The following is a 5,897-nucleotide window of genomic DNA, read 5'->3' as shown; positions in this document are numbered from 1 at the left end:
CACGGCGTAAGTTTCCTCTCTGCCGGCCGTCACCGGCGGTTGGTTTGACTAACGACATTGGAGCTTACGCCTTCTTCCTTTCCGGTCAAAATCAGCCCCGAATTTACAGGGATTATAGGACATCACCCAACAGGTGCGAGTCTTCCACCTTGAGCAGCCCTCGCTTCACCACCCGCTGCAGCCGCCAGTCCAGCCTCTGCTGCGGCTGCCGCAACTGCCACTGCAACGGCAACCACTCCGGCTCCCGCTCCTGCGCCCGCAACAGCCCGCGGAACAACCGCCGCTCCAGCCCTCGTTCCACCGCCCGCACCAGCCGCCGCACTTGGGTCAGGTCCTGCACTTGACCGCCCGCCGAACCGGACAACGGCTGCGGCCCACGGCTTGACTGCGGCGGAATCTGACATATCCTAGACAACAATGGGCGCGAGTGCACCTGTCCGCGAAAATGGGGACTGTACCGCACGTCCTCGTGCTCCGAGGGACTGTCCCCGTTTCGCGCCGAGCGTGTCCCAAGCCCCGACCGCAGAATCTTCCAATCCTGACTATCGGGAAGGGACCGGGGATCCGAGCCCCAAATCCCTGGCCCCTAACCCCCGCGCCGCGCCCGGCCGGGGCTGTGCAATACCCTTGACACGAGTCAGGTCGGAAATCGAGGAAGCCCTCTCTTTTCCCGCGACTGTCGGGGATGCCAAGTGATGAGCGACCGCGACAGTGCTTGCGGTCTGCTGCGCCAGGCGCTCGGCATAGCCGATGCCCAATTCCGGCCCGGCCAATGGGAGGCAATCGATGCGCTGGTGAATCGGCGGGAGAGGCTCCTGGTCGTGCAGCGGACGGGCTGGGGCAAGAGCTCGGTGTACTTCATCGCCACTCGGATTCTGCGCGACCGTGGGTCCGGGCCGACATTGATCGTCTCGCCCCTGCTGGCGCTGATGCGAAACCAGATCGAAGCTGCAAACCGCCTTCGCATCAAGGCACTGACCGTCAACTCGACCAACCGGGAGGAATGGCCGGCTCTGACGCAAGCCATCCTCAACAATGAGGCCGACGCTTTGCTCATCTCGCCGGAGCGGCTGGCTAACGATGATTTCGTCCAGAATGTCCTGCTGCCGGTAGCCGGCCGTATCGGCCTGCTGGTGGTGGATGAAGCCCACTGTATCTCCGACTGGGGTCACGATTTTCGTCCCGACTACCGCCGCCTGGTGAACGTGCTGCAGCACATGCCTCCGAACATGCCCGTGTTGGGCACTACGGCGACCGCGAACAACCGCGTGCTCGACGACGTGTGCAGCCAGTTAGGCGGCATCCAGGTGCGCCGCGGCCCACTGATGCGGGAGAGTCTCATCCTGCAAACCCTGCGTCTGCCCGACCAGTCAGTTCGTCTGGCCTGGCTCGCCGAGCATCTTCCAGAACTACCCGGGACCGGCATCGTCTACACTCTCACTCGACGTGATGCCGACCAGGTCGCGGGTTGGCTCGGTCGGAACGGCATCGAGGCCAAGGCTTACTACAGCGATGTGGAGTCGCCGGAGTTTGCCGATTCCAGCGCATATCGTCAGCATCTCGAAGACTTGCTGCGGGACAACCGTCTCAAGGCGTTGGTGGCGACCACTGCGCTCGGTATGGGCTATGACAAGCCGGATTTGGGGTTCGTCGTTCACTATCAGGCCCCGGGTTCGATAATCACCTACTACCAGCAGGTGGGCCGTGCCGGACGGGCGATTGACCACGCATTCGGAGTGCTGCTGTCAGGTCGCGAGGACGAGGAGATTCACGAGTTCTTCCGTAGCAGCGCCTTCCCGGACGAAGGCCACGTGAAGGCCATTCTGGAACTACTGGCGGCAGGCGACGGGCTCACTGAGCGGCAAATGGAGAGGTCGGTGAACCTGCGTATGGGCCAGATCGAGCAGGTTCTCAAGTTCCTGTCGGTTGAGAATCCGTCGCCGGTCATCAAGGATGGCAGCCTCTGGAAACGAACCCCGGTGGACTACCGGATGGACGGCGAGCACATCCGGCGACTTACCCTCCAACGGGTGATTGAATGGCAAGAGGTGCAGGACTACATTGACAGCCGCGAGTGCCTAATGGTGTTCCTGGCCCGCGTTCTGGATGATGAGAACCCGCGCCCATGCGGCAAGTGCGCGGTGTGCCTCGGCCATCCCGTGGTTGCCGAGACCTACTCGCGCGCCCGCGCGGTAGAGGCCGCCCGATTCCTCAGACAGTCCGAGCTGCCACTCGAGTGCAGGAGACAGGTGGCGAAGGATGCATTCCAGCAATACGGGTTCAGCGGCAACATTCCTAGAGAACTGCGGGCGGAGACCGGTCGGGTTCTTTCCCGCTGGGGCGACGCCGGCTGGGGGCAACTCGTGGCCGAAGACAAGCATGCCGGACGCTTCCGAGACGAACTTGCCCGCGCCTTGGCGGAGATGATCAGAAACCGCTGGAAGCCCGATCCGATGCCGACCTGGGTGACGTGTGTGCCGTCGCTCAGCCGGCCGCATCTGGTACCGGACCTTGCCAAGCGTCTGGCGGCTCTTCTGGAACTTCCGTTCGTACCGGTAGTGACCAAGGTGGGGGCCAACGAGCCGCAGAAGCTCCAGCAGAACCGCTTCCGACAATGCTCCAATCTTGACGGCGTGTTCAAGGTCACGAGTGACGTCCAGCCCGGTCCAGTTCTGCTAATGGACGACCTCGTGGATTCGGCGTGGACCATGACCGTCGTAGCCGCGCTTCTGAGGCAAGCCGGCGCGGGTCCAGTCCTGCCGGTGGCGTTGGCGACCACGAGCGCCAGAGATTGACGTGAACATCAACAACCAGACGCAGGCCGTGCTGCTGCTGACAACGCATCTCGGCAAGCCGACGAAGGGCGAGCCGAAGCCGCTTGCGCCGACGGAATGGGGACGTCTGGCCCGCTGGCTCAAAGACCATGAAATCCTCCCGGAAACGCTCCTGCGGCAAGACCCCGCCGACGTTCTGGTTGCCTGGGTGGACCGCACGGTTACACAAGAGCGCATCCGACACCTGCTTGATCGGGCCGGGGCGCTGGGGCTGGCCGCGGAGAAATGGGCGAGGGCCGGACTATGGGTGCTGACCCGGGCCGACTCCGACTATCCTGTGCGCCTGAAGAAACGGCTGAAGGCAGACTCGCCGCCGGTGCTCTTCGGGTGCGGCCGGCGAAGTCTGCTGAATCTGGGCGGCATCGCCGTTGTCGGCTCGCGGCATCCGAGCGAACAAGACCTCGCCTTCACCGCGCGCCTCGGGGCCGACGTGGCGCTGCAAGGCCTGTCGGTCGTTTCGGGAGGAGCACGCGGGGTTGACGAAGCCGCCATGTCGGGTGCGCTGGAGCGCGGAGGAACTGCCGTGGGCGTCCTGTCGGACAGCTTGCTCCACGCGACCACATCCGCCAGATACCGCAAGGCGCTAATGGCAAAGGACCTTGTACTGGTGTCGCCCTTCAACCCGGACGCAGGATTCGACGTGGGCAATGCCATGGCCCGCAACAAGTACATCTATTGCTTGGCCGATGCGGCTATCGTGATTGCGGCCGACCGGGAAAGAGGTGGGACGTGGAACGGCGCGGTCGAGGACCTTAAGAAAGGTTGGGTGCCGCTCTGGGTCAAGTCGCATCAGGACCCGGCTTCGGGGAACTCCGAACTGGTGAAGCGAGGTGCTAAGTGGTTGCCGGATGGGGAGCCTCAGCTTTCCACACTGCTGGTTCGAGACCAGGTGGAACCGGCAGACCAGTTGGACAAAGGACTGCCCTACGTGCTGGCGGCGGAATCATCTGTATCGGACGGCTCGGCAGAATACGGAACGGGATCGGGGAGCGTCGACCTGCCTGCGGCTGGCCAAGACGTGCCGGAAAGCCAACGTGGCTATGCACTCTTTCTGGATCGGCTGAAGCAACTCACCGCTGAGACGCCGGCCACGCAGAAGCAACTGCTCGCGTCCGGCGACTTCAGTCGGGCACAACTCAGCGACTGGCTGAAGCGGGCGGTGCGCGACGGACACGTCAGGAGACTGAGCAATCCTCGCCGCTATCAATGGGAGGCGCAGCTGTTCGATGACGCCAACCCGGTGGGCGAGGCTACGGCGTGACTAAAACCAGCAGGACGATGGGCGCTTTCGGTGTTCCCGGCTGATGGCAGAACGCGGCATGACAAGATGGTTGAACTGGTGGAACGGATGCTCGACCTGCACAATCAGTTGCCCAAGGCCAAGACCCCGCACGAGCAAGAATCCCGCGAGCGCCAAATGGCGGCGGCGGATGGCCAACCGTCTGCGGAGAGAGTGGCATGAGCGAGTGGACCAACTGGCAGGAGAGCTTCCGTTGCGGGGTACTGGTGATTGTGCCGCCGGAGCGAGTCCGAAGAACCGTCGACCGATTGCGTGCGGGATACGACCCGACTTCGCATTCCTACTTCGGCACACACATCACGCTCACGCAGCCCATGGTCCGCATACCCCGAGAGGACGACTGGGCTCGGTTAGTGCAGGTTGCGGCCGGATTCGATGCCTTCCGGATTGAATACGGACCGCCTGATTCCTTCCTTCCCTATCCCTGCATCTGGTTCAGGATCCGCCCAAACGCACGGGTTCTGGAGATCCGCAAGGCGCTTCACGGTGTCGGGTTGTTCAACCTGGGCCTGCCCCACACCGACGACTTCATCCCGCACATGACCATCACCGAGGGACGCTCCGGCCGCAAGGTGGACGAGGAACTGCTTGCGGAGCTGAGGGACCGGTCTGTCGAGGGATCCTTCGTTTGCAGGGAGGTCGCCTACATCACTCCCAACCCCCGGTTCCGCTTCGCGGTCCGGCGCACGCTCAAGCTGCGCAGGAGACTGAAAGCGGTGGCAAGTCAAGGCGCAGTATGACAAGATGGTCGAACTGGTTGAACGGATGCTCGACCCTTCAGCAGGCTCAGGGCAGGCTCTGCACAAGCAGTTGCCGCCGGCCATGGCGCCGCGAGTCTGTACCCGAGGTTCCCGGCAAGCATGGCCTTCTGCATGACATGCGGGTGCCTCCGATCCTTGGTGCAGCCACTGATGGCCCAATCTAGCCTAGGAGAGTAGTCACGTGACAGAATCTAGCGATCAAAAAGGGGAATACGAGACCAAGCGAGCTGCGTTTGCCGCAGAGTCAGCCAAGTTCCGGGATTCCACCATTCACGAAATCGACTTCATCTTGAGCGACATAACCAGGTTCGTCAGCGAACTCATGGTGGGAACGAAGGGCTACTTGAGGAATCGAGAGGATGATCTGCGGAAGGTCGAGCAACGCTTCAAAGAAAGAAAGATGGTTCACGTCGACCACGAAAGAGCCTGGCGGCGATATCAAGAAGTCTGGGATGAAATCAAGCGGCGAAAGAAGCAGGCCTCCTTTGAGAGCAAGGTGCACTTCCAGCAGAAGGCCGGCGATATCAAGTTCGCCCTGAAGGAACACGGCCCGCGTGTCGCGATGGACCTTCTCAAGGAAACGCAGAAGGCAAGAGCCGACTACTACCTGAACAAGGATGATTGGGATGAGGTGCAGCGCTCGCTAGACGAGGCGTTCCGTGTGATTCAGGAGGCCCGTGCGCAGGGCAGGGAAGAGCACCGTGACCGCCTGGAGAAGAGAATCCGCCAGACTCGCGAATTCTTACAGAGACAGGAAGGTTCTGCTGACCGACTAAGGAAGAACATATCGGAGAACCAGAGCAGACGAGACAGTGCGAGAAGCGCAGACTTCAGCGCAACCGTGCAGGGCTGGATTGACGACGGAGAAAGTGACCTACTACGGAGAGCACTAAATGTTTGACAGCTTGAGGTCATGTTGCCGCATATCGGACGTGCTCTTCCGCAAAGTAACTCCTGACCACTTCTGGCTGGCGTTGCCGGCTGCGTAGGTAGGATCGGGCC

General features: G+C 62.1%; 5 protein-coding genes. 4 read left to right on the top strand and 1 reads right to left on the bottom strand.

Translation table 11 applies throughout. From position 1 onward, the window contains the following. Positions 1-122: 122 nt before the first annotated feature. Entirely contained in the window at positions 123-404 is a 282-nt protein-coding gene (locus tag FJY68_13005; GenBank protein ID MBM3332743.1) for a hypothetical protein, read from the bottom strand. Between the two features lie 291 nt (positions 405-695). Between FJY68_13005 and FJY68_13000 the strand changes: the two genes are divergently transcribed. The 4 genes from FJY68_13000 (at position 696) to FJY68_12985 (ending at position 5,796) form a co-directional block, all read left to right on the top strand. Beyond that, positions 696-2,795 carry a RecQ family ATP-dependent DNA helicase gene (locus tag FJY68_13000; protein ID MBM3332742.1) on the top strand — a complete coding sequence of 700 codons (2,100 nt, stop codon included), beginning with the start codon at positions 696-698 and terminating at the stop codon, positions 2,793-2,795. Between the two features lies 1 nt (position 2,796). Next, a complete protein-coding gene (locus FJY68_12995) occupies positions 2,797-4,095 on the top strand; it encodes a DNA-processing protein DprA (GenBank protein ID MBM3332741.1) in 1,299 nt (432 codons plus the stop codon). Positions 4,096-4,292: 197 nt separating this feature from the next. After that, positions 4,293-4,874 (top strand): 2'-5' RNA ligase family protein, encoded by a 582-nt coding sequence (locus tag FJY68_12990; GenBank protein MBM3332740.1) that lies wholly within the window; start codon positions 4,293-4,295, stop codon positions 4,872-4,874. A gap of 202 nt (positions 4,875-5,076) precedes the next feature. Continuing rightward, positions 5,077-5,796 (top strand): hypothetical protein, encoded by a 720-nt coding sequence (locus tag FJY68_12985; GenBank protein MBM3332739.1) that lies wholly within the window; start codon positions 5,077-5,079, stop codon positions 5,794-5,796. The last annotated feature ends 101 nt before the right edge of the window (positions 5,797-5,897 follow it).

The sequence above is a fragment of the candidate division WOR-3 bacterium genome, from assembly GCA_016867815.1.
Taxonomy (GTDB): Bacteria; Hydrothermota; Tepidihabitantia; order Tepidihabitantales; family Tepidihabitantaceae; genus UBA2258.
The sequence above is the reverse complement of the archived record's forward strand: the minus strand, read 5'-3'. Positions and strand labels throughout refer to the sequence as shown.

Excerpts from the sequence above, each read along its gene's own strand:
- FJY68_13000 (MBM3332742.1), top strand. The coding sequence starts at position 696 with ATGAGCGACCGCGACAGTGCTTGCGGTCTGCTGCGCCAGGCGCTCGGC.
- FJY68_13005 (MBM3332743.1), bottom strand. The coding sequence starts at position 404 with ATGTCAGATTCCGCCGCAGTCAAGCCGTGGGCCGCAGCCGTTGTCCGG.
- FJY68_12990 (MBM3332740.1), top strand. The coding sequence starts at position 4,293 with ATGAGCGAGTGGACCAACTGGCAGGAGAGCTTCCGTTGCGGGGTACTG.